This is a genomic window from Cohnella ginsengisoli (genome assembly GCF_029525555.1).
Classification (GTDB): Bacteria; Bacillota; Bacilli; order Paenibacillales; family Paenibacillaceae; genus Cohnella; species Cohnella ginsengisoli.
The window spans coordinates 408658-429827 of sequence record NZ_JAPDHZ010000003.1; the positions used below are offsets into that span (position 1 = coordinate 408658).

Consider the following 21170-nt stretch of genomic DNA (forward strand, 5'->3'; position numbering starts at 1 on the left):
ACCCTTTCCTTTCCGTCAGGCGAGGAGGGAAAGCCGCCGCATGGCGGCCTTCTCGTCTCCTGAATAATGGGAGATGTCTACTTCACGAGCGCTTCGACTCGTTTTTGCGCCGCGTCGAGCGCCTCCTGCGCGGAGGAGCGGCCGAGCTTCGCCTTGTCGAGCTCTTCGCCGACGGCGGCCGTGAACTCGCCCCACTTCTCGGGCTTCGGGCCGACGGGCGGCAGCACGAGCGAATCCAGCGCGTCGGTCACGACCTGCTTCGACTCCGGCGGCTTCTGCTTATAATAAGCGTCCATCACCGCCGGGTCGGTGACCGCCGGGATGCTCCAGCCCGCCTCGATCCGCTTGGATACCGCCTCCGGCGCGCTCGTGAAAAACTTCATGAAGCGCCAAGCGGCATCCGCGTTCTTCGTCGTCTTCGCCGCCACGAGGCCGTCCGCGAAGAAATGGTGCGCTTTTTGCGTATTGCCCGGCTCCAGCGCGATGTCCCAGTTGAACTTCGCTTCGCTGAACTTGGCGAAGTTCCAGATGCCGAACCGGGCCATCGCCAGTTTGCCGTTCACGAAGGCGTTCAGGTCCGCGTCCGGCTGGTTGAACGTATCGTCGTTAAGCGGCGGCGACACCTTGTACTTGGACGCTTTGTCGATCATCCACTGCAGCGCCTCCACGTTGGCCGGGCTGTTCAGCGTCGGCTTGCCGTCCGCGCTCCATACGCCGCCGCCGTTCTGGGCGATCGTCTTGTAAAATTCGTAAAATTGGATCGGGGCGTATGTGCCCCAGATACCTTTCTTGGCGTCGGTCAGCTTCTGCGCCGCTGTCAGCTCTTCCTTCCAGGTCCACGAAGCGTCCGGATAGGCTAACCCTTCGGCATCGAACAGGTCCTTGTTGTAAAAGAGCACGACGTCGGAGAAGCTCTCCGTCACGCCCATCTGCTTGCCGTTGTAGTTAAACGCGTCATAAGCAAGCTTCTTGTAGACGTCAGGCTTGAACGAGCTGTCCGCCGCGATGGAAGGCGTGAGGTCGAGCAGTTGGTCTTTGGCCGCGTACGTCAGGAAGTTCTCGTAGCCGACTTCGAACAAATCCGGCGCGCTGCCGCCGGCGAGCAGCGTGTTCAGCTTCGTCGTGTAGTCCGCATAAGGGACGACCTCGTAGTCCACTTTGATGTCGGCGTTTGCCGCCTGGAAAGCGTCGATCATCGCCTTGAGCGTTTGCTCCTGGCCGGAAGCGGTGTAGGTCATCAGCTTGAGCGTGACCGGATCTTTGGCGGATGGCGCCGGTGAATCCGACGGCGCGGCCGTGGCCGAACCCGTTGCCGAGGCCGTTGAAGACGATTGCGGCGAAGCCGCGGAAGGACTTGCCGTGTTATTCTCTTTGTCTGCGCCGCAGGCGCTGAGCACGATCGTCGTGCCGAGCAGCAGCAGAGCCCCGCTTTTGGTCCGCAATGATACCCTCTCCTTTTCAATAGAAACGCATTGGACTTCAGAATATGATCCATCGATCGGCAGATCGAATAGTCGGCGGGAGCGCCGACGCGATCACCTCCAGGCATCGTTTACCGGCATGTAACCGCATTCATTTCTTTCGAGGAAACGCGGACATCCATTGTCCTCGTCCTCCGACGGTCTAACGGTCAGTTCGGCATGAGCCGCTGCACCGTCTGCCGAATCGCGAGCTCCAGCCGCGCGACGCTCGGATCGTCCGCCACCGAATCTTCGCCTTCTTCGATCGCCTTGAGCAGCCGATCCGCCGCCATCGCGCCCCGGGCGACGATGTTCTGCCGGACCGTGGTGAGCGGCGGATTGCACATCCGGGCGACGGGAATATCGTCGAAGCCGACGACCGAGACGTCCTCCGGCACTCGCTTCCCCGCGTCTGACAGCCCCCTCAGCACGCCGAGCGCGACCAGATCGCTTGTCGCGAATACCGCCGTGATCTCGGGATGTCCCGCCGCTAGCGCGGCTGCCGCCTCCTGTCCGTACTCGTAGCTGACCGAGTGCTCGAACACGTAGTCCGAGTTGTAAAACAGGCCGGCTTCTTTGAGCGCGCGCTTGTAGCCCAGAAATCGTTTTTCGACGACGCCGTCCTTGCGGATCAGCCCCGTCACCAGCGCGATGTTCGTATGCCCGTTGTCGATCAGCAGCTTGGTCGCCATGTAGCCGCCGGCTTCGTCGTCGATCGATACGGTCTGGAAATAGCTGTCGTTCACGTAGCTGTCGATAAGCACGATCGGCACTTTGACCCGCTTCAGGTCGTCGTAGAAGCTCTCTTGATAGATGCCCATGATGATCGCGCCGTCGAGATTGCGCTGCATGGACGTATCGAGATAGCCTTCGCCTTTGTCGACGCCCGAGAGGATCATGTGGTAGCCGGACTGGCGAAGCCTGGCTTCGATGCCGCACACGAGCTCCGAGTAGAACGGGTTTTGCAGCAGCAACTGCTTCTGATCTTCCGTCTGGGGGATGACGACGCCGATCAGCTTCGATCGGGTGCCTGCCAGGCTTCGCGCCGAAAAATCGGGAATGTAATTCAGCTCGCTGGCCGCGCGGCGAACCTTCGACGCGGTCTCCTGCGACACCTTGCCTTCCCGGCCGTTCAATACGTAGGACACGGCCGCCGTGGATACGCCTGCGCGCTCCGACACGTCACGAATGGTAATGCGTTTCAATGGGGTCACCTTCTGCGGGCTGTTGCCAATCCGTTTATTTATGTTAGTTTAAGCGTTTAACCTTACAATGTGATTATAAAAAGGAATGTTGGCGATTTCAAGCGTTATTTTATAAAAAAAATCCCATGATTTAAGTTAAACGCTTTAACCAAATCGGCATATTGAGTTAAAAATCGGACAAAAATGCTCCGCAAACTTATGATCCTGCACCATATCGCGCACAAGCTGCTCTATACTGCGCATTCGCGGCCCAGACCTTGGTTATGAGATGCTAGTGGGAACGACATGGCGGAACTGCGACGTCGACCGAAGCGAAGAAGTGCCAGATAGGACTACATGGCGGGGCCGAGGCACAAGTCGAGGCGAAGAAGTCTCAGATAGGATTACATGGCGGGTGCGAGGCGCAAGTCGAGACGAAGAAGTCCCAGATAGGAATACATGGCGGGGCCGAAGCGCAAGTCGAGGCGAAGAAGTGCCAGATAGGACTACATAGGGGGAGTGCTATCTCTCCAGCAACGAAAAACGGGATGAAGCGGTCGCTAACCCGCTTCATCCCGTTTGACGTTAACCTTTTTTAGACGTTGCCGCGCCGCAGCGGCAGCCATGCCAGCACGCGCTGGATATGCGCGTCCCAGTAGCCCCAATTGTGATCGCCTGGGCCTTCCTCATAGTCCAGCGCGATGCCGAGCGACCGGACGTGGTCCCGGAACCGGACGTTTTGCGCGTACAGGAAGTCCTCGGTGCCGCAGCACTGATACAGCTTGGGCAGCGATACGCCAGCGGCGGCCGCGCGCTCGGAGAGCGCGAACAGGTCATCGTCGGAGCCCGCGGCCTCCTCCTTGCTGCCGAAGATCCACTTGTACTCCTTGTCGGCAAGCGGGCTACCTTCATGATCGAAGGCCAGGATGTCCATGGCGCCCGACAGGCTTGCCACGGCGGCGAATTTCTCCGGCGCGCGCAGCCCAAGCTTCATCGCCCCGTAGCCGCCCATCGACAGACCCGCGGCGAAGTTGTCCTCCCGCTTGCCGGAGATCGGGAACAGCGACTGCGCGACATGCGGCAGCTCCTCGCTGACGAACGTCCAGTAGTCGAGCCCGTTTTTCATGTTCGTATAGAAGCTTCTGTGCACCTCCGGCATGACGACGGCGATGCCGTATTCGGCCGCATAACGCTCGACGGACGTACGCCGCAGCCAGATCGAATGGTCGTCGGACAAGCCGTGGAGCAGGTACAGCACCGGATACTTGTCCCCCGACGGCGCGCCGCCCGCTTCCACGCCGATGCCGTAGCTGCGTTCGGGGATGACGACGTTCATGCCGACGTTCAAACCGAGCGTTTGCGCGAAAAAACTGCATTGAATGAGTGCCATTCGACTCTCTCGCCTCCTGCGATTAACAACCTTTTACTTCTACATAGTAGAAGATCGCAGTCTACGCCGCAAGGAGAGCATCCAGCTTAATAGTAACCTCGCAGATCGACCTTCGCGCCCGTCCGCGCGCTGTCGATCGCGCCGAGCACCATCGCCATGCTCTTGACATTGTCCCGGCAATCGGTCTCCGCGCGCCGTCCCTCCGCGAGGGAGGCGAACATCTCGTCGAGACAGCCGTGATGCCCGGACCGTCCCTCCCATTCAAACGACGCTTCGACCCGCTCGTAGCCGAGGATGAACTTGCCCTCCTGGTCTCCGGCGGCGACGACCTCCGCATAGGGAGCGCCCGCGCCGTCCCAGATCGCCGTGCCGCGCTCTCCTGTCACCCGCCATTGGGATTCCCAGGAGGTCTGCGCGCCTTCGGCGCACCAGGAGCCCCGGTAGCAGAAGACCGAGCCGTCCGACATCTCGAACACGCAGATCGCCGACGCGTTGCCCGCGTACCAGGAGCCTGGCGGGTTGAATTCGTGGCAGTAGACCGAGACCGGATCCGCGCCGGTGATGAGCCGGGCCTGGTCGAACGTATGAATCGCCATATCTAAAATAAGCGGGCTGTCCATCGCGTCGCGGAAGCCGCCGAAGTGCGCGCCGATAAAGAAGTCCGCGCCCACGTAACCCGCTTTGCCGATCGCGCCGCCTTGCACGAGACCGCGCAGCGCGCGGATGTTCGCGTCGTAGCGACGGTTCTGCATGACCGCGTAGGAACCGCCCGTTCGATCCGCGATGCCGATCAGGTCGCGCGCGGCTTCCATCGTCTCGGCCATCGGTTTTTCGCCGAACACGTTCGCGCCTGCATTCAGCGCCGTGCTGCACACCGAGAAGTGGCTGGCCGGGATCGTCACGTCGAACACGAGGTTCGCGCCCGTCTCCGCCAGCGCCTGCGCCAGATCCGTATAAATGCCGCAGTTCAAGCTATATCTGTCCGCCATCGCCTGCGCGAATTCAGCCTTGATGTCCACGAGCCCGACGATCTCCGCGTCCTCGCGCGCCAGCGCGTATTCCACCCAAGTCCGTGCCATGCCGCCGCAGCCGGCGACCACGATTCGAAATGCTGCGCTCATCTTCGTTCAACGCTCCCTTATACCGGATTCGGCACGAAGTCGCCGCCGCGGCTCCGTTTCAAATAGTTCAACGCGTGCACTTGCCCCGTCATCTCCAGCTCGTCCTTGTACACCGGATCGTGCCAGCCTTCGATGTCGATCGTGCCTTGGTAGCCGGACTGGCGCAGGATCGTGATGACGTCCGACCAGTTGGTGTCGCCGAAGCCCGGCGTTCGATGCCAGACGAACGGCTTCGGCCCGTGAATGCCGTGCTCGCGTACGACGTCCCAGGCGATCGTCGCGTCCTTGCCGTGGACGTGGAAAACGCGGTCCACCCATTTCCGCAACTGCGGAATCGGATCGATCAGGCTGACCATCTGATGCGTGGGCTCCCATTCTAGCCCGATATTGTCCAGCGGCACGCTGTCGAACATCATCTCCCAGGCCGTCGGATTGTGCGCGATGTTCCAGTCGCCCGAACGCCAGTCGCCGCCCATGTCGCAGTTCTCGAACGCAAGGCGCACGCCGCGGTCCGCGGCGCGGCGCGCCAGCTCGCCGAACACCTCGGCAAACTTCGGCATCGAAGCGTCGATCGGCTCGCCTACGAGTCTGCCCGTAAAGCCGGATACGATACTCGCGCCGAACAAGTGCGCATGATCGATGAGCCGCTCCCAACTTGCCAAAGTATCCGCATTGTCGCCGTGGCCGGTCAGCGGATTGCCGAATACGCTTACAGCCGAGATGACGATATCCCGATCTCCGATGGCTTCCTTCACCCGCTTAGCCGTCTCCGCCAGATCGGCGCCGCCGGTCGTCTGCCAATACGTCAGGTTAAACGATTCAAAGCCGTAAGGCGCGATCTGCGGGATGACCCGCGCCGCGTCGCCGCCGCCCACCAAAGTGCCGATGCGGATGCCCGTATGCTTGCCCATCGCCGCGCCGACCTGTTGTCCGCTCATTGAATCCACTCCGATCCTAAGCTATATTGAATGAACTAGGTCGATTATAGCCTTATGCTTGCGCTCGTTCTCTATACAATCTTGCGATTATATAGCCCGATCTTGGGCATCTCGGAGGGAGGCGCGGCGCTCTATGCATTCGCCGGAATTAAGAGAGGATACTTACCTGAGCGACGGCGCTTATCCCGTCAATCTGTTCCGCAATCATTGCCCGCCCGGCGCCGTCGGCCGCAGCGCGCTCTATTTGCACTGGCACGACCATTTCGAATGGATCTATACGGTGTCGGGACGCGCGATCTTCCATATCGACAGCCAGCCGTACGAGACGGCGCCCGGCGATCTGCTACTGGTGCCGTCGGGCGGCCTTCACGTCGGATACGCACTGACGGAGGAGCCGGTCGAATACTGGTCGCTCGTCTTCAACCGCTCTCTGCTCCAAGGGCTCCCGGTCGATCCGCTGCATGACCGCTATTTGGCCGCATTCGCGGAAGGCAGCCAGCGGCTTCCGGTCAAGTTCGCGGCGGACGAAGCCCAATATGAACCGATACGTAGCGGTATCTTGGAGATCGGGGAGGAGTTCGCGGGGAAAAAGCGCGCCTACGAGCTGGTGGTCAAAGCGAAGCTGTATCAGATTTTCGCGTTGGCGGCGCGCTTTTGCATGCCGGAACGGGACGGCGAGCAGGCGGACCGGACCGGCCGGCGGATGGATCGCTTCAAGTCGCTCATTTTGCATATCGAATCGCATTATGCGGACAAGCTGACGATCGAGGATGCCGCGCGGCTCGTCAGCCTGAATCCGTATCATTTTTGCAAAGTGTTCAAAAACGCGACCGGGCGCACCTTCGTGGAGTTCGTCAACCAGCACCGGATGAACGTGGCGGACCGGCTGCTGCGCGAAGGCGAGCTCACGGTGACGGAGATCGCCGAGCGGGTCGGCATCGACAATCCGAACTACTTTACGAAGCTGTTCAAGCAGATCAAAGGCATGACGCCCTCGGAGGCCAAAAAAAGAGGCGGCGGGTAGGCGACCGCGCCTAGCGTCCGCCGTCCAGCACGCGCTTCAGCGCTTCGATCGTCTGCTCTGCGCGCCGGTTCAGAGCCCGCTTGTCCTTCATCCCGTGCGCCCCCAGATCATGTCCGGCGTCCAGGACCAGCGGCTTCTCGACGATATCGTCCAGCAGTAGCTTGGCCGTTCGAATCGACTCGTGCAGCTTCGCCACCGGCAGAACTTCCTTCAGCGCGCTTAGCATGGCGACGATCCGCTCGGCGTACATCAGCTTGACGAGGCTATCGGCGCTCATCAGATGCCTGGCCGCGAATTTGATCGTCCGCTCGAGGGGCCTCGCGTCCTTCCGCTCTCTCGCGATCTCCTCCAGCCGGCCCGCAGCGTCCCATCCTCTGATGGACAGCTCGCCCGCCAAGCCTTCGATCAACTCCTCGAGCCACCGCGCTTCCTCTTCGGGGGACGCGCCGAAAGCTTTGTACGCCTCGTATTCGCCCGCCCGGTACATCCGGATCGTGCTGCCTCCGTACGACAGGAAGATCCGCTTCGCATCCCGCTCTTCGTTCATGCCATACCGCCTTTGCTTCGTCGCTAGTGCTATCATCATACCATGTCGGCCGGCGAAGGTCCGCAGGGGCCTCCCCTTCGATTTTTCCCGACATCTTGCGGCTATTAAAAGAGTTGAGCGCATTTTCAAGCCCTATTACCGCCTATGCGGCTAGGAGCGGGAATGCCCGTTATTTTAAAGGAGCGACCGGGTCATGACGAGATCGGTTTGCTCTTCATCGCCCAAGCGGAAGACGTGCGTTCCCGTTTGAACAAACCCCATTTTTTGATAGAAGGCGATCGCGCCTTCGTTTTTCTCCCATACGCCTAACCAAACCTTCTTTTTATGCCGATCCGACGCGATTTCGATCGCTTTGTTCATCAGATGCTTGCCCAGCCCTCGTTTATGGAATGTTGTTCGGATGTATATCACGGCATTAAAGCGATGACGCTCCCTTGAACGCCAATGGCTCGAATCGCAAAAGGCCGGCTCTTCTAAGGGAGCCGGCCCGTTCGTTTATTGCGCCGAAGCGCGTTCCTTGCCTTTATCCGCTTCGCCCGCGTTCTTGTTGGCGGCTTCGCGATCCTGCTGCATCTCCTCGACGGTCTTGACGTGCAGGCGCGCCGCGCCGCGGTAGCCCTCGCGCGTCGGCAGCAGGCCGCCTGCCGCGAGACGCGCCTTCGCCTCGGCAATGGATGCGCCGTACTGCGGCAGCCATTGCTCCTGGGCGACCAGCATCTCGTCGACCATCTGCCAGATCTCCTTCGGATTGCAGACGGCGCCGACGAGCGGGTCCATCATGAATGCCTGTCGCAGCAGCTTGTCGTCGCCGTGCACCGCTGCCTCGACGGCAAGGCGCTGCACGGAGATGCTGACGTTGCAGACGGCGGCCGGTCCGAGCGGCAGGTCGCCGATGCGCGGCATCGAGACCCCGTTGCGGTCGACGTAGCCGGGCGCCTCGATGACCGCGTCGGCAGGCAGATTGGCGATGACGCCGTCGTTGATCACGTTGAAGTGGCCGCGATAGACGCGTCCGGTCTCCAGGCCCTCGATGATGTAAGAGCCATGCTCGTGGCTGCGCTCGCCCGCCTCGTACTTCAGCGCCGGATCCTTCATCCAGTTCGGGAAGTCGGTCTCGAACCAATTGCGGCCTTCGGTGCAGACGCGCAGGTAACCGCCCGTCTCTCCGTTGATCCAGCTGCCGAGATCGATCCAGTCGTTAATCTCGTCCGGACGCTTGCGGTACCAGGGTACGTATTCGCTCAGGTGACCGTTCGACTCGGTGCTGTAATAGCCGAAGCGCCGCAGCATGTCGATGCGGACCTTTTCCGTGCGGCTGAAGTCTTCGTGCGCTTCGAAAGCCGCGAGCAGCTTGCCGGTCAGGTCTTCCCCGTTGTGCTTGATCTGGACGTACCAGGTCTGGTGGTTGATGCCCGCGCAGACGATATCGACGTCCTCCGTCTCGAGGCCGAACGCCTGCGCGATCTGCCAGTGGCCGCCCTGCACGCCGTGGCACAGGCCGATCGTCCGCACGCGGCCGTACTTGTTGCAGGCCCAGGTGAGCATCGCCATCGGATTGGCGTAATTCAGCAGCGTGACGTCCGGAGCGGCGACCTCGCGAATATCCTTGCAGATGTCCAGCATCGCGGCGATGCCGCGCTGTCCGTACATGATGCCGCCCGCGCAAAGCGTGTCGCCGACGCATTGGTCGACGCCGTACTTAAGCGGGATGTCCACGTCCGTCGCGAACGCCTCGAGCCCGCCGACGCGGATCGTGCAGATGACGTACTTCGCGTCCTTCAGCGCCTCTCTGCGGTCGGTCGCGGCGGAGATCTGAATAGCGAGCCCGTTTTCCTCGATATCCCGCTGGCACAGCTGCGTGACCATCTCGAGGTTATGCGCATTGATATCCGTAAACGCAACCTCGATGTTCGCGAACTCCGGCACGCTCAGCAAGTCGCGGAGCAAGCCCCGCGTAAATCCGATGCTTCCCGCGCCGATAAACGCAATCTTGAAAGACATGGAACAATCAGCCTCCTTCTTGATATTCGCCTTCGCTTGATCGCTGGCTTTCCTACAGCCATTGTAACGACCGCTATGGAGGAAGCGTTATCAGAATTGCAGCCGATTCCAGGTCCTGATTGTCTAAAATTACAGCTTTTCGTTAATGTTCCACCGATGGCGGTCTTGCGCGGAGCGATATTCGGCCGGCGTCATTCCGGCATGCTTTTTGAATAGCGCATGAAAGTAGGACCGGCTGGCCACCCCCACGTATTCGCAAATATCGGCGATCGGAATATCGGTATGCGACAGCAGCATTTTGGCCCGCTCCATCCGGTGAGCCGTGAGATAGGCCGTGACCGGCTCGCCGACCTGCCGCTTGAACAAGCGCTGCAGGTAGCTCGGGTGCAGATTTGCCGCGGCGGCGATATCCCGAAGCCTAATGTCGCGGTCGTAGTTTTCCTGCATATAGGCGATTGCCTGCTTCACGTATAGATCCGTCTGCGGAATTCCGGCCTGCCGGCTCTCCGCGAGGAGTCTGGCGATCCGGAAGAGCACCTGGGCCATCAGCAGCTGGGCCAGGGCGCCGCCGTCGTCGCCCTGCAGATCGAGCTCCAGCACGAGACTTTTCAGCGCATGGAGCACCTCGTCGGGATCGGTGAGCGTCGCGCTGGGACCGGGCGACCGTAGGAGGGCGTCCAGCGAGGCGTCTTCCTCGGCGAGTCTGCGCAGCGGCGGCACGACGCCGTCGGCGGCCGCCAGATCGAACTCCACGTTCAGCATCCGGCAGGCCCGGTCGACCTGAAGACGGTGCGGGACGTTTGCGTTCAGGACAATAAAATCTCCCTTGCGAAGCGGATGAACCGACTCCCTGCCGCGCCCCCCGTCGATCGCGACCAGGCACTCCCCGGCCATCACGTACATGATCTCCGTCGAATCGTGGGTATGCGGATCCATCCGGTAGACCGTCCACTCCTTGAAATAATAAGCATGGACGCGCGGGCGGCCATCGCCGCTTTTCCACGCCTCATGGAACAATCCTTTATGCGCTTCCATCGTTGCGTCCTCCCGTCTTTGCCCATCTTATCGCATCGGTCGCGCGAAGTGGAAGCCGCGCCCGGAATCGCGTATACTGGAAATAACGCATTCATCGACAGAAGGTGACTTTCTATTCATGGAAGAACAGAATGACCTGATCAAGCTGAAGCAAGCCTACGCCGAGCTCGGATTGCCCGAGGACGCGGACCGGGAAGCGCTCGACAATCGCTACTATTTGCTCACGCGGCGGGCGCGCACCCAGAAGATGCGCGAGCACGGCGAAGCGGGGGCCGGCGAGCGCGTCGACGAGGACAAGGTCAATGCCGCATACCGGTTCATCAAGGATTACGAGGAAGCGCAAGCCAAGGACGCTTACGCCCGCGAGACTTACGGCGGCGATCCGAAGAAGGCGGCTCGCGCGGTTAAGCGCGCGCATTTTTTCCATTATTACAAGCTTCATATTTTAGGCGCCATCGTGCTTCTCATCGCCATCGGTTACGGCATCAAGAGCTACGTCGATCACCGTCACGAGCAGGCGGAGCTCGCCAAGCTGCCTCCCGTCGACGTCTCGGTCATGTTTTTCGGCAATTATTTGTACGGTGACGGCATTAATCCCGACATGACGAACGTCGAGGCGGATATACTGAAGCAGTTCCCCGACTGGAAGCGCGTCGTCGCAGGTCTCACGTACGTGCCCGCCGAGACCCGCAGCGAACAGGACATGGCGCTCCTTCAGAAGAGCATGCTCGTCCTGATGACCGACAAATCGGACCTGTACATCATGGACAAGGTCAACTTCGAAAAGCTGGCGCCGCAAGAGGGACTTTTGCCGCTTGACGGGGACGATTTTCCCGCGAACGTCCAGGTCAAGTCCAAGACCGACGCGGACACGGCCGAACGCGTATATGGCGTGGATCTGAGCGGCTCGTCCCTCATGAAGGCGCTAGGCCTCCAAGGGACCACGGAGTTCATAGCCGGCATCCGCGGCAACGCCAAGCACCCGGACCAAGCCAAAGCCTTTATCCGGCATTATCTGGGCGGTTCTTGACCGAAGACGCCTCCAAGCCTTATAACCCGAAGCCCGACCGCGCGATTCCGCCGGCGGGCTTTTTCCATTCCTTGGTTTAATCTTCGATAGGCCCGGGTAAAAAGACATACATTCCACTACGGGAAACTGGAGGCGATCCATATGTTCGTTCACGGCAAATGCTTCGGCCGGACGTTGTATGTGAAAACCCGCTCCGGACGCTGGGTTCATCTGAAGACGTTAAAGCAATTCTGATCTCCGGTGCATACGATTTCGCTTGAAAGGCCGCTTCGAATCAGGATGCGGCTTTTTTTGACGGGCTATTTGCGGATCGGCGATTCGCCGCGCCCGGTTGGCGGGTATATGCTGTATATCAAACGACTTCGGAGGTACGACATGTCTTCTACCTTTCTGTTTATGCTGTGCTTGGCCGATGTCGTCGCCGCATCCGTCCTGCTGGCCACCGGCGTAAGTCCGGGCGTCGGCGTCACGATGCTGGTGGCGGGCTGCATCGTCTCTCTCGTCGGGGTGTTCACCATCGTGCAAGCCGCGGCTCCCGCGCAGCGCGCCGAACGCCGGGCCTATAGCGGCAAGAGCGTGACTCGCTGACGTCTATTCCTTCCTCATCGTCGCGCACCCGGACCGGGTGCGTTTTTTTTATTGGCCGTTTCCACTCTCCTTCTCGTATAATACGAATTAAAAAAAGCGATAACGGAGGACCGCTATGGGAAAATGGCTCATGACCCTCTTATATTTGGCGGTATCCGTCTTCCTGACGCGGCTGATTCCGTTCTCTTCCTTTTTCCGTAATCTGGACACGACGATGCACGAATTCAGCCATGCGCTCACCGCGCTGCTGCTGTCGGGCCAGGTGCTCGGCATCGAGCTCCATTCGGATCACAGCGGCGTCACCTATACTAGGCTCGCCTCGTCCTGGTCGTCGCTCCCGGTGTCCATGTCCGGCTATATCGGCGCTTCGTTGTTCTCTCTGCTCCTGTTCGCGCTGCACCGCCGGCAGGCGCAGCGGCTCGGGCTCGCGCTTATCGTCGCCGTCGCGGCCGTCATGCTCGTCTTGTTCGTGCACGGCGGATTCGGCATGGCCTGGCTCGCGATTTTTATCGCATTGACCGGGACGATGCTATTTCTCGGGCCCGAAGATTCGCAGCTTCTATTACTTGCTGCTCGCCTTCCTGACGCTCGAAGAATCCGCGCTCGGTCCGATCTCGCTGGCGCTTACCGCGCTCGGCAGTCCATCCAGTGCCGGCGACGCGACGAATCTGGCGAACGCGACGGGCGTTCCCGCGCTTTTTTTGGGCGCTGTTGTTCGTCCTCGTCTCTCTCGCCTGCGCGACGCGTTCGCTGCAGATGTTCGTGCGCGGCAGAAAAGAAGACAAGGCATACGGGCGCTAACCGCGCGCCCCTGCCTTGTCCGTCCTCACTTGATATAAACGCTGCCGAACGGCAGCACCTCCCGTAGCAGCCGCTTGAACCATCCGTCCCCGTGCAGCTGCTCGGCCAGTCCCGGATCCGGCGAGCCGACCTGGATCAAGGCCGGCCCGCGCCCCGTCAGCTCCCACTGCACGTTCATATGCTGGCTGGCGAGCGTATTGCCGTAGACGGACAGCCGAACGTCCGCCCGCTCCGGATAAGCGACAAGCGCGCCGGATTCCGCATATAGCGGCACCTCGGGATCCAGCTCGACCGAGGCGAGGTCCCCCGAGGCGAATACGCCCACGCGCCCCGGCCCCGAGAAGCGCATGCGCACCCACTCCCTCGTGATCCACGCCGTCTTGATCTTCTGGATGCGGCTCTGCATCCGAAGCCCCTCCGTGTAAAACAGCACATGGCGAAAGTTGAACATGAGGTCGCTGTCCTCCGGGATATCGACCACGGTCAGGCTGCAGCCCGCGGGCAAGCCGAGAATAAGCTCGGCCGGCCCTGCCAGGCGCGAACGGACCCACTTGCGCTTGCGGTACGCGTTCGCCAAGTCCATGATGCGGTCTTCCCGCTGCGCGGGCCTGCCCTGGAAGGCGACGATGGCTTTGGGATGCAAAACATGAAGCGCCTCGCCTTCGTCCAATGCGATGCGTACCTGTCCGAGCGGCGCCGGCGTCGTGATCTCCATCGCCTAGGTCCTCCAGCTGCCGCTGCGCTGCCGCCGCCATACCGAATAGCGCCACAGCCGGATCGTGAGCAAATAGAGCAAGCCCAGACCCAGCACGGCGGCGACGCCGTAGATCGTTTTGCGGGTAAGCGCCGCGCGCGCCCGCTGCTTTTCGGCCATGGCGGCAAGCTGGGCGTTCAACGCGTCGTTCTGCTCCGCCAGCGCTTTGTTGCGTTCGTTCAACGCCTGGGTTTCCGCCAGATACTGCTCGGTCTGGCTCTTCATTTCTTCGGTGCGCCGGTTAAGCTCCTCCGATTGCTCCTGCAGCTTTTGCTGGCTTTCTATATATTGCTCCTGCAGCTCCTGCACCTTTTCGGGCGTCTGGTAGATATCCTTGAACTTGTCGTACATGGTGGCCGCGGCGGCCTCGGACGAAGCGTGCGCGAACAGGAAAACGGCGCAAGCCGCGGTCAGAAGCAAAGCCCGCGCGCGTCCGGCAGCCGATGCGATCTTTCGTATGGCGGTCATGGATTCGCTCCTCTCCGCTGCCGCGCAGCCCTATGATTTTCTATTCTAGCACGATTCGTCAGCAATCGCCCGAATGCGAGCCTACAACGCCTCGATGATGTCGCCTGCGATCAGGGAAGCGGCCTGCGGACGAGACGCGGCCGCGCGGTCTCCCGCCAGACCGTGCCAATATGCGCCGTACGCCGCCGCTTCAAGCGCGTTCAGCCCTTGTCCGAGCAAGCTGCCGACGATGCCGGCCAACGCGTCTCCCGAGCCCCCGGTCGCCATGCCGGAATTGCCGGTCGTATTGACGAACGCTCGTCCGTCCGGCGAGGCGACGACCGTGCGGGCGCCCTTCAACACGACGGTCACGCCGTGCCTCGCTGCGTATTCGCGCGCGAGACCGATTCGGTCACGCTGCGCTTCAGACACGGTCATGCCCGCGAGCCGCGCCATCTCGCCGGGATGAGGCGTGATGACCGTCGGCGCCTCGCGCCGCGGCCATACGCCGGGCTGCGCGCCGGCGTCCGCGATCATGTTGAGCGCGTCGGCGTCGACAAGGACGGGCGCGGCCACGCGTTCCAACAGGTTGCGCAGCCAAGCGCCGTCGCCGTCCCAACGTCCCATGCCGGGGCCGACGACGAGCGCATCTACGCCCGCGGCCGCTTCGGCGAGCCGCTCGGGCTTCACCAGCCGCCATTCTCCGGCGCCCTCGTCCGGCACGGCCCGCAGCATGATCTCGGGCGCGAAGCCCCGCAGTCCCGGCGCCGCCGCCGCCGGCTGCGCCCAGCTTACCAGCCCGCTGCCGGCGCGAAGGGCGGCGCGGGCGCTCAGCAGTCCGGCGCCGCTCATGAGCGCGGAGCCCGCCGCGACCAGCACATGGCCGTAGGTTCCCTTGTGCGAGTCCTCCTTCCGCGGCAGCGGGACCGACAGTCCAAGCTTCGCCTTCAGCGATTCGGCGTTCAATAAATACGTATGGACGCCCGCCCGCTCGGCCGCATCGGCGGGAATGCCGATCGGCCTGACGACGACCTCGCCCGCTCGCCCGGCGCCCGGGTGCTGATGGAGCCCCCGCTTCGCGTAGGCCAGGGCCACGGTTACCTTCGCGCGGATGCTAGCCTTCGCGACGGCGCCGGTATCCGCGTTCAATCCGCTCGGTATATCGACCGCGACGACCGGCAGGCCGCTCTGTACGGCCGCTTCGATCAATGACGCGTAAGGCGCGCGCGGCTCCCCTGCGCTCCCCGTGCCGAGCAGCGCGTCGATTAATCCGTCAAATCCGGCGAACCAGCCGGCGTTCGCCGCATCGGCTCCAGTATCGGACAGCGCGTATACGCGCGCCGGAATGCCAAGCCGGCTCGCGATGTCGCGCTGCAGCGCAGCGGCACCCTGCATCCGCTCCGGCGGCTCGGCGTACAGCACCGCGACGCGGAAGCCCATGTCCCGTAGGTGTCTAGCGCAGACAAGCCCGTCTCCCCCGTTGTTTCCTTTGCCCGCCAGAATCAGCCAGCCGAAGTCCGCGCCTTTGCCCGCGGTTTCGGCAAAACGCCTTGCCTCCTCCGCGACGGCACGTCCCGCGTTTTCCATGAGCGCCTCCTGCGGAATGCCGATCTCCTCGATCGCGCTTGCGTCGATCGCCCGCATCTCTCCGGATGTTACGAGTTCCATCCGCACCGCTACACGCCTCCTTATATAGAATTATTAAACATTTTTAACATTCCAAACGCTGTTAATTTTCCCCGTTGGTCGCTTTTAGCAGTATGAATTTGTTACTATTAAAGCAGGATGGGAGGAGATCGTTACCGATGTCCGATATTTTAACGCAGCTTAAAGAACGAACCGCGCCCCAGCACCGACGTGCGGAGCAGAACAAATATACGTCGGCGATGTTGGATCATACGATATCGCTGGAGCAATACAGGGAATACCTGGCCTTGTTTTACGGCTACATCCTCCCTCTCGAACGCGCATTCGAAGCTAGACCGGAGTGGGAAGAGCTTCGGTTCGATATAGACGCCCGGACGAAGCATCGCTTGCTCGAAGCGGACTTGCACGCTCTCGGCCTGGACGCGCGCGCGGTCGATGACCTGCCGCTCTGCCAATCGCTTCCCGACCTGTCGTCGTTCCCCCCGCATTCTCGGATGCATGTACGTGCTCGAAGGATCCACGTTAGGCGGCCAGATGCTGACCAAGCTGCTCATGAAGGATCTGCCGGTCTCGCCGGAGACGAACGCCCGCTACTTCAACAGCTACGGAACGGATGTCCGCGAGCGCTGGGCCGAGTTCCGCGAGCTGCTGACCGCGCAGGCGCGCACAGGAGAGGATGAACGTGAGATGCTGGCTTCGGCCGGCCAGACCTTCGACAGCTTGCGCGATTGGATTGAAGCGCCGAACGGGACGGTATCCCGATAAATATTCGAAAAAGGCTGGTGTATAATGACCGATGATTACGATCAGAACTTCGAAAACGAACTGAATCGCTCGCTGCTGACCGAAGGCGACTTTACGGACGAGCCGATCGACCTGACCAACTGCGAAAAAGAACCGATTCATATCCCCGGCATGATTCAGCCTCACGGCGCGCTGCTCGTCGCGGCGAACGACGATGCCCGCACGGTCGTTCAATGCAGCCGCAATGTCGATCTGCTGCTTGGAACGCCTGCGGAGTCGCTGCTCGGACAGCCGTTGTCCGCCGTTATCGGCGAACGGGCACTCGCGTTTGTCGAGGAATCGCTTGTCCGTCCTGCCGCAGGGGACAAGCAGCATTTCCTGGAGATGACGATCGATCTGCCGGACGGATCGGCCGAATTTTTCGCGATCTTTCATGTCAGCGACGAGCTTTTGGTCGTCGAGCTGGAGCGCCCCACGAACGACGACGCGCCCGTCGTGGACGATTTCGAATGGGTCCAGGCATTTTTCACGCGCATCAAGCGGACGCATAGCCGGGCCGGCGCCAGTCAGGTAGCCGCGGAGCTCGTCAAGGACATCCTCGGCTACGACCGCGTGATGGTCTACGAATTCGACGCGGACTGGAACGGCAAAGTCATCGCCGAAGCGAAAAACAGTACGATGGAACCTTTCCTTGGCCATCACTACCCCGCTTCGGACATTCCGAAGCAGGCCCGGGCACTGTACGTGCGCAATTGGGTGCGTACGATCGTGGATATGGATTACGAGCCCGTGCCGGTCGTCCCCACGCTTCAACCGTCCGGCAAACCGTTGAACTTGAGCTTGTCCGTGCTGCGAAGCGTATCCCCTATCCATATCGAGTATATGAAAAATATGGGCGTAGGCGCCACCATGACGATCTCGCTCATTCATGGCGGCGAGCTCTGGGGCATGATCGCCTGCCATCACGAGTCGCCCAAGTACGTGCCGCACCGCCAACGCAATCTTTGCAATTTTCTCGGTTCGTTTTTTTCCAGCGAACTTCACCAGCGCCAGAAGCTGGATGACTACCAGGGCGAGCTGCATCTCAAATCGCTGGCGCAGCGGCTGGCCCGCGTATTCGGCGCGCCGGGTACGCCGGATCAGTTGAAGGACAAGCTGACCGCGGACGAAGACGCTTTGTTGTCCGTCATGAACGCCTCGGGCGCGGCCGTACAGTACAAGGGACGACTGCTGCTGTTCGGCAGCACGCCGGGCGCGGCCCAAATCGTCAAGCTGGCAGTCTGGCTCAGCCAGCAAGCGGAGGATTACGCGTACCATACGAATCGGCTCTCTTCGGTCTATCCGCAGGCCGCCGAATATCCGGACAAGGCGGCAGGCGTCATCTTCCTGTCGTTGTCCTCGGACTATCGCGACCATATTCTGTGGTTCAGGCCGGAGGTCGTACAGACGGTCACCTGGGCGGGAGACCCTGCCAAAGCCGTCGTACGCGTCGGCGAAGGCTATCGGATCTCGCCGCGCAAATCGTTCGAGGCATGGCAGGAGGTTGTCACGAATACGTCGCTCCCCTGGGAGTCGAAGGAGCTTCATACGCTGTCGGATCTGAAGTCGATCGCCCTCAAGCAGACCGAAGAAGATCTGAGACTGGCCGAGGAAAAGTCGATCTTGTACGCGCGCACGCTGAAAGAAAACGAGTCGCGGTATTTGCAGCTCATGGAATATTCGGCCGTCGCGTTCGTCACGCTGACCGAAGGCCGAATCGTATTCGCGAACCTCGAGGCCGCCCGGCTGCTGCATGTGTCCGAAGCGACGGAATTGATCGGCCGCGATCTCGCGGACTGGATCGACCCGTCGTCCGAAGCCGAGCTGGCTCACATGCTCGGACGCATCGGAGCGGCCGCGACGCAGCTCCGGTCCTGCCGTCTGCGAATGAAATCCGTCTCGGACGCGCCGGTCGAGTTGGATATGACGCTCGCTCATGTCGTTTACGGCGGCAAACCGTCGATCATGGCGATTGCCCGGGAAGCGTCGGGAGACGCCGACGAGGAAAATCTGTTCACGGAAGTAACGCGCGAGCTGTCCCGCTTCATCCATACGGACAGCCTGACCGAACTGCCGAACAGGCGTTTCTTCGACGAAAACCTGGCGAAAGGTTGGCGGCAAAGCGCGGACAACGGCCAGGCGATGGCGATCATTATGCTCGACCTCGATAATTTCCGGTCTTACAACGCCATGTTCGGCTATCAAGGCGCCGACAACTGTCTGCGTTGGGTCGCCGAATCGCTGAGCGCGGTCGGGAATATGCGAAATGCGGTCGTCTCCCGGTACGGCGGCGCTTCGTTCGTGCTGACGCTCGCGGAGGAGCCGACCCCGGAAGGCCGCGCTAGTGTCGACATGCTGGCCGATCAGCTCCGGCAGACGGTCATCTCGCTGCAAATTCCGCATCCGCAGCCCGGCGTCGGCGAGTACTTGACGGCAAGCGTCGGCGTCGCCGTCGAAGCCGACGTTCGCGAAGGGAGTCCGTCGGACCTGGTGGGCCGTGCGGAGAAGGCGCTCGCGATCGCCAAAGCGGAAGGAAAAAACCGCGTCTCGGCGCTGTGAACGTGAAGCCTTCAGAGCGATGAACGTCGACGCGGCGATCATGAATGTCAATCAAGGCGCGAAGCCGGATCTGCTGATCTTCAGCTCGTCTTCGGGATAACACGCTCGAAGCCGTTCGTATACGGTTCGCCACGCATCCGGCGAATGCCACTCGGTCATGCCGAGCTGCGCGTACAACGGCTCGAGCCCCAACCTTCGCGTTCGCCGCCCGCCGCTGCCGTCGCCCATCTCGTAGTCGTCCACGACGACGCGGTCCGTCACCGCCCGCAGCAAAGCCGGCAAGCGCTCGCTGCTGGGCAGTACCGGCGCGACCGCAGCCTGGATGGGGACGCCTGCTTCCTTGAGCCGGGCGAGCGCCTTGAGCCGCGCGGCGATCGGCGGCGCGGCAGGGGAAAAACGCGGCGAACCGTATCCAGGTCGGTCTCGACCGTCATGCTCACCCGGACGCGGCTGCCCAATCGCAGCAGCAGATCGATATCGCGCGTCACCAGCGGGCTACGCGTCTGCACGAGCAGGAAGTCCGGCGGCGCCTCCGCCATCGCTTCGAGCAGCGAGCGCGTGACTTGCTCCCGATATTCCGCGGGCTGGTACGGATCCGTGCTGGAGGACATGAAGATGCGCACGGGACCTTTGGCCGCGGCGCGGGCGAGCTCCCTTCGCAGCAGTTCGTCCGCGCCTTGCTTGACGTCCACCCACGCGCCCCAGGCTTCTTCGCGGAACGCCGCGACCGGCATGCCCTTCACGTAGCAATAAGAGCAGCCAAAAGCGCAGCCGCCATACGGATTCAGCGTATGCGTATAATCTTCCAGAAAGCCCATCGCTCGATTCAGCAGCGACTTGGGCTTTTTTGTATTGCACGTTGGGCTGAGGGCTCACGGCAGGCGTCACCTCGCTGCAAGTTAACAAAATCCCGAAATCCCCCCGCTTTGCGATACAATGGCAACGGAGGATGATGAAAATGCCATTCGAACCGACGTTAACGATCTCCGTTCCGGAGGATTATCGCTTTTCGGCTAATCTGGGCTATCTGGCGCGCTCGCCCAAAGAGTGCCTTCACCGCATTCAGGACGGCCGCCTTTACAAGGCGCTCCCGCTGGATGGCACGCCGATCGTCGAGATCGGCGCCGCTCGCGGCAGCGGGCTGAACGTCGCCCTTGCGAGCGATCGGGGCATTCCGAGCGAGGACGTCCGGGAGGCCGCGATCGCCTATATTCGCGAATGGCTCGATCTGGACACGGATCTCGAGCCTTTCTACCTTGTGGCTGCCGACGATCCGCTCCTGGCTGCCGCTGCTTCCGCGCATCGAGGCTTGCGGCTGGTGGGCATTCCCGATCTGTTCGAGGCGACGGCGTGGGGCATCCTCAGGACAGCAGATCAACCTGGCCTTCGCCTACACGTTGAAGGCGCGTCTGGTCGAAGCGTACGGCGGCCTAGTCGTCAGCGCCGGCGAAACCTACTGGACGTTCCCTCAGCCTCACGTCATCGCCGGCCTGGCGGTCAAGGACCTGCTGCCGCTGAAGCTGACGGTCAAAAAATGCGAGTATCTGATTCATGTCGCGGAGCTGATCGCCACTGGAGCAATATCCAAAGAGATGCTGAAGGAACTGGGGTACGGCGAGGCCGAAAAAGCGCTCGTCCGCATTCGCGGCATCGGCCCTTGGACCGCGAATTACGTGCTGATGCGCTGTCTGCGGATGAAGGACGCTTTTCCGATCGACGACGTCGGCCTGCATCATGCGATACGTCATGCGACGGGCAGCGACGCCAAGCCGTCCCACGAGGAGATCCTGCGGCTGTCCGCCGGCTGGCGCGGCTGGGAGTCGTATGCGACGTTTTATCTGTGGCGATTGCTTTACTGAAT

The 21170-nt window shown here is 61.4% G+C and carries 18 protein-coding genes and 4 pseudogenes; 9 read left to right on the forward strand and 13 right to left on the reverse strand.

Features of this window, described 5'->3' with window-relative positions:
• Window positions 1–77 precede the first annotated feature (77 nt).
• The 5 genes from OMP38_RS12930 to OMP38_RS12950 all read right to left on the reverse strand — a co-directional run bounded on the left by OMP38_RS12930 (window position 78) and on the right by OMP38_RS12950 (window position 6093).
• Entirely contained in the window at window positions 78–1442 is a 1365-nt protein-coding gene (locus tag OMP38_RS12930; RefSeq protein ID WP_277565534.1) for an ABC transporter substrate-binding protein, read from the reverse strand.
• Between the two features lie 188 nt (window positions 1443–1630).
• Window positions 1631–2665 (reverse strand): LacI family DNA-binding transcriptional regulator, encoded by a 1035-nt coding sequence (locus tag OMP38_RS12935; RefSeq protein WP_420869644.1) that lies wholly within the window; start codon window positions 2663–2665, stop codon window positions 1631–1633.
• A 574-nt stretch (window positions 2666–3239) separates the two neighbouring features.
• On the reverse strand, window positions 3240–4034 hold the full coding sequence (locus OMP38_RS12940) for an alpha/beta hydrolase (protein ID WP_277565536.1): 795 nt from the start codon (window positions 4032–4034) through the stop codon (window positions 3240–3242).
• Window positions 4035–4120: 86 nt separating this feature from the next.
• Complete coding sequence (locus OMP38_RS12945; protein ID WP_277565537.1) at window positions 4121–5155, reverse strand: Gfo/Idh/MocA family protein; 1035 nt, start codon at window positions 5153–5155, stop codon at window positions 4121–4123.
• 17 nt (window positions 5156–5172) lie between these two features.
• A complete protein-coding gene (locus OMP38_RS12950; RefSeq protein ID WP_277565538.1) occupies window positions 5173–6093 on the reverse strand; it encodes a sugar phosphate isomerase/epimerase family protein in 921 nt (306 codons plus the stop codon).
• A gap of 133 nt (window positions 6094–6226) precedes the next feature.
• On the opposite strand from OMP38_RS12950, the gene OMP38_RS12955 reads away from it, so the two are divergent.
• On the forward strand, window positions 6227–7117 hold the full coding sequence (locus OMP38_RS12955) for an AraC family transcriptional regulator (protein WP_277565539.1): 891 nt from the start codon (window positions 6227–6229) through the stop codon (window positions 7115–7117).
• Window positions 7118–7127: 10 nt separating this feature from the next.
• Here the strand turns inward: OMP38_RS12955 and OMP38_RS12960 are convergent, their stop codons facing one another.
• The 4 genes and pseudogenes from OMP38_RS12960 to OMP38_RS12975 all read right to left on the reverse strand — a co-directional run bounded on the left by OMP38_RS12960 (window position 7128) and on the right by OMP38_RS12975 (window position 10700).
• Complete coding sequence (locus OMP38_RS12960) at window positions 7128–7664, reverse strand: hypothetical protein (RefSeq protein WP_277565540.1); 537 nt, start codon at window positions 7662–7664, stop codon at window positions 7128–7130.
• A 174-nt stretch (window positions 7665–7838) separates the two neighbouring features.
• Window positions 7839–8087, reverse strand: a pseudogene (locus OMP38_RS12965) (GNAT family N-acetyltransferase); the annotation flags it as partial.
• A gap of 72 nt (window positions 8088–8159) precedes the next feature.
• A complete protein-coding gene (gene melA / locus OMP38_RS12970) occupies window positions 8160–9665 on the reverse strand; it encodes an alpha-glucosidase/alpha-galactosidase (RefSeq protein WP_277565541.1) in 1506 nt (501 codons plus the stop codon).
• A gap of 129 nt (window positions 9666–9794) precedes the next feature.
• On the reverse strand, window positions 9795–10700 hold the full coding sequence (locus OMP38_RS12975; protein WP_277565542.1) for an AraC family transcriptional regulator: 906 nt from the start codon (window positions 10698–10700) through the stop codon (window positions 9795–9797).
• A gap of 118 nt (window positions 10701–10818) precedes the next feature.
• On the opposite strand from OMP38_RS12975, the gene OMP38_RS12980 reads away from it, so the two are divergent.
• The 3 genes from OMP38_RS12980 (at window position 10819) to OMP38_RS12990 (ending at window position 13186) form a co-directional block, all read left to right on the forward strand.
• Window positions 10819–11730: a J domain-containing protein gene (locus OMP38_RS12980; protein WP_277565543.1), complete on the forward strand. Its 912-nt coding sequence runs from the start codon at window positions 10819–10821 to the stop codon at window positions 11728–11730.
• Window positions 11731–12021: 291 nt separating this feature from the next.
• The gene (locus OMP38_RS12985; protein ID WP_277565544.1) at window positions 12022–12318 is read left to right on the forward strand and encodes a hypothetical protein; all 297 of its coding nucleotides are present in this window, start codon (window positions 12022–12024) and stop codon (window positions 12316–12318) included.
• Window positions 12319–12433: 115 nt separating this feature from the next.
• Window positions 12434–13186 (forward strand): M50 family metallopeptidase, encoded by a 753-nt coding sequence (locus OMP38_RS12990; protein ID WP_338130505.1) that lies wholly within the window; start codon window positions 12434–12436, stop codon window positions 13184–13186.
• Here OMP38_RS12990 and OMP38_RS12995 read toward each other — a convergent pair.
• The 3 genes from OMP38_RS12995 to OMP38_RS13005 all read right to left on the reverse strand — a co-directional run bounded on the left by OMP38_RS12995 (window position 13145) and on the right by OMP38_RS13005 (window position 15988).
• A complete protein-coding gene (locus OMP38_RS12995; RefSeq protein ID WP_277565545.1) occupies window positions 13145–13834 on the reverse strand; it encodes an AIM24 family protein in 690 nt (229 codons plus the stop codon). The genes OMP38_RS12990 and OMP38_RS12995 overlap by 42 nt on opposite strands.
• Before the next feature lie 3 nt (window positions 13835–13837).
• Complete coding sequence (locus tag OMP38_RS13000; RefSeq protein WP_277565546.1) at window positions 13838–14341, reverse strand: hypothetical protein; 504 nt, start codon at window positions 14339–14341, stop codon at window positions 13838–13840.
• Between the two features lie 81 nt (window positions 14342–14422).
• Window positions 14423–15988: an NAD(P)H-hydrate dehydratase gene (locus tag OMP38_RS13005; protein WP_277566804.1), complete on the reverse strand. Its 1566-nt coding sequence runs from the start codon at window positions 15986–15988 to the stop codon at window positions 14423–14425.
• A 137-nt stretch (window positions 15989–16125) separates the two neighbouring features.
• Here OMP38_RS13005 and OMP38_RS13010 point away from each other — a divergent pair.
• From OMP38_RS13010 to OMP38_RS13020, 3 genes and pseudogenes are all read left to right on the forward strand, one after another.
• A pseudogene (locus tag OMP38_RS13010) lies at window positions 16126–16320 on the forward strand (biliverdin-producing heme oxygenase); the annotation flags it as partial.
• A 151-nt stretch (window positions 16321–16471) separates the two neighbouring features.
• Complete coding sequence (locus OMP38_RS13015) at window positions 16472–16732, forward strand: biliverdin-producing heme oxygenase (protein WP_277565547.1); 261 nt, start codon at window positions 16472–16474, stop codon at window positions 16730–16732.
• Window positions 16733–16756: 24 nt separating this feature from the next.
• On the forward strand, window positions 16757–19309 hold the full coding sequence (locus OMP38_RS13020; RefSeq protein ID WP_277565548.1) for a diguanylate cyclase domain-containing protein: 2553 nt from the start codon (window positions 16757–16759) through the stop codon (window positions 19307–19309).
• 51 nt (window positions 19310–19360) lie between these two features.
• On the opposite strand, the pseudogene OMP38_RS13025 reads toward OMP38_RS13020, so the two are convergent.
• Window positions 19361–20127: pseudogene (locus OMP38_RS13025) on the reverse strand (SPL family radical SAM protein).
• Window positions 20128–20267: 140 nt separating this feature from the next.
• On the opposite strand from OMP38_RS13025, the pseudogene OMP38_RS34670 reads away from it, so the two are divergent.
• Both OMP38_RS34670 and OMP38_RS34675 read left to right on the forward strand, forming a co-directional pair.
• A pseudogene (locus OMP38_RS34670) lies at window positions 20268–20594 on the forward strand (DNA-3-methyladenine glycosylase); the annotation flags it as partial.
• A 112-nt stretch (window positions 20595–20706) separates the two neighbouring features.
• A complete protein-coding gene (locus tag OMP38_RS34675) occupies window positions 20707–21168 on the forward strand; it encodes a DNA-3-methyladenine glycosylase family protein (RefSeq protein WP_338130568.1) in 462 nt (153 codons plus the stop codon).
• The last annotated feature ends 2 nt before the right edge of the window (window positions 21169–21170 follow it).

Excerpts from the sequence above, each read along its gene's own strand:
- melA (WP_277565541.1), bottom strand. The coding sequence starts at position 9,665 with ATGTCTTTCAAGATTGCGTTTATCGGCGCGGGAAGCATCGGATTTACG.
- OMP38_RS13020 (WP_277565548.1), top strand. The coding sequence starts at position 16,757 with ATGACCGATGATTACGATCAGAACTTCGAAAACGAACTGAATCGCTCG.
- OMP38_RS12980 (WP_277565543.1), top strand. The coding sequence starts at position 10,819 with ATGGAAGAACAGAATGACCTGATCAAGCTGAAGCAAGCCTACGCCGAG.
- OMP38_RS12975 (WP_277565542.1), bottom strand. The coding sequence starts at position 10,700 with ATGGAAGCGCATAAAGGATTGTTCCATGAGGCGTGGAAAAGCGGCGAT.
- OMP38_RS12945 (WP_277565537.1), bottom strand. The coding sequence starts at position 5,155 with ATGAGCGCAGCATTTCGAATCGTGGTCGCCGGCTGCGGCGGCATGGCA.
- OMP38_RS12940 (WP_277565536.1), bottom strand. The coding sequence starts at position 4,034 with ATGGCACTCATTCAATGCAGTTTTTTCGCGCAAACGCTCGGTTTGAAC.
- OMP38_RS12960 (WP_277565540.1), bottom strand. The coding sequence starts at position 7,664 with ATGAACGAAGAGCGGGATGCGAAGCGGATCTTCCTGTCGTACGGAGGC.
- OMP38_RS12955 (WP_277565539.1), top strand. The coding sequence starts at position 6,227 with ATGCATTCGCCGGAATTAAGAGAGGATACTTACCTGAGCGACGGCGCT.
- OMP38_RS12950 (WP_277565538.1), bottom strand. The coding sequence starts at position 6,093 with ATGAGCGGACAACAGGTCGGCGCGGCGATGGGCAAGCATACGGGCATC.
- OMP38_RS13005 (WP_277566804.1), bottom strand. The coding sequence starts at position 15,988 with ATGGAACTCGTAACATCCGGAGAGATGCGGGCGATCGACGCAAGCGCG.
- OMP38_RS12995 (WP_277565545.1), bottom strand. The coding sequence starts at position 13,834 with ATGGAGATCACGACGCCGGCGCCGCTCGGACAGGTACGCATCGCATTG.
- OMP38_RS13000 (WP_277565546.1), bottom strand. The coding sequence starts at position 14,341 with ATGACCGCCATACGAAAGATCGCATCGGCTGCCGGACGCGCGCGGGCT.
- OMP38_RS12990 (WP_338130505.1), top strand. The coding sequence starts at position 12,434 with ATGGGAAAATGGCTCATGACCCTCTTATATTTGGCGGTATCCGTCTTC.